The following is a 985-nucleotide window of genomic DNA, read 5'->3' on the forward strand; positions in this document are numbered from 1 at the left end:
GAAGTCCCCTCGCTCCAAGCTGACCCAGCACACTCAACACACCCGCCGGAAGAAGGGCCTCGGCACCGCGCTTACGAACCAGCTTCCTGCACGTACCCTTCACCGGCTCGGCGCCGGCGGTGCAGGCGGTGATAGCCTCCCAGGTCGATGTCATGGTGGTACCGGCAGGGAATGCCGCCGCCATGGCGCGCGACGGCGGCACGCGCATCCTGGCCGTCGCCGCGCCCCAGCGCCTGCCGTTGATTCCGGAGGCGCCGACACTGGCTGAGCTCGGCCTGCCGCTGACGCTCAGCCTGTGGCAGGCGGTCTATGTGCCGGCCCGCACCCCCATGCCCATCATCGCCCAACTCAATGCCGCGCTGCGCGAGGCCATGCGGGCACCCGGCTTTGTGGAGGTCATCCGCAGCCAGGCCGGCATGCCGGAGCCGGGCAGCCCCGAAGAGCTGGCCGCCTTCGAGCGGGGCGAACGCGAGGCCTGGAGCGGCGTCGTCCGACAACTCGACATTCGTCTCGAATAGATTTCGTCGCGCGAAGTCCGGCCGTCACACGATCGGACACGACCCGCGCCCGCCATGATGAGCCTTCCAAGGTTTACCAACTTGAATCACATCCCCGCCGCGTCGCGGAATCCCCTTCGTGAGTCACTCCCCGCAGGAACTGGTGTAATATGGGACAGCGATCGCGCACGCGAGCGGGCGGGAAGTGGTCGGCGATGCTTCCTTGGCCGGGCCTGCGTTCCGCGACAGCGCGGTCTGGGAGACCGCATCCTTCCTCGCTCAGGAGAAGACCTGGCATCTTGAACAGGAGGCCTTGACGCCACATGCGCCTTTGGCGGGGCCCTCCACGCCAAAATCGGATGCGGCCAACTCAAACATCGAAAGCCCGCCGGCATAGCCGGCGGGCTTTCTGATTTTGGATGCGGGGACAGGATTTGAACCTGTGACCTTCAGGTTATGAGCCTGACGAGCTACCGGGCTGCTCCACC

At 66.4% G+C, this 985-nt stretch carries 2 protein-coding genes; one reads left to right on the plus strand and one right to left on the minus strand.

Annotated elements, in window-relative coordinates; all coding sequences use genetic code 11:
• The first annotated feature begins 86 nt into the window (after positions 1-86).
• Positions 87-518 (plus strand): tripartite tricarboxylate transporter substrate-binding protein, encoded by a 432-nt coding sequence (locus tag AC1ROY_RS34015; protein ID WP_493153390.1) that lies wholly within the window; start codon positions 87-89, stop codon positions 516-518.
• Positions 519-776: 258 nt separating this feature from the next.
• Here the strand turns inward: AC1ROY_RS34015 and AC1ROY_RS34020 are convergent.
• Positions 777-985, minus strand: a 209-nt coding sequence (locus AC1ROY_RS34020) for a hypothetical protein (protein ID WP_493153389.1), incomplete at its 5' end; no start/stop codon positions are given.

The organism is Roseococcus sp. GW821-FHT12F05 (assembly GCF_058806835.1).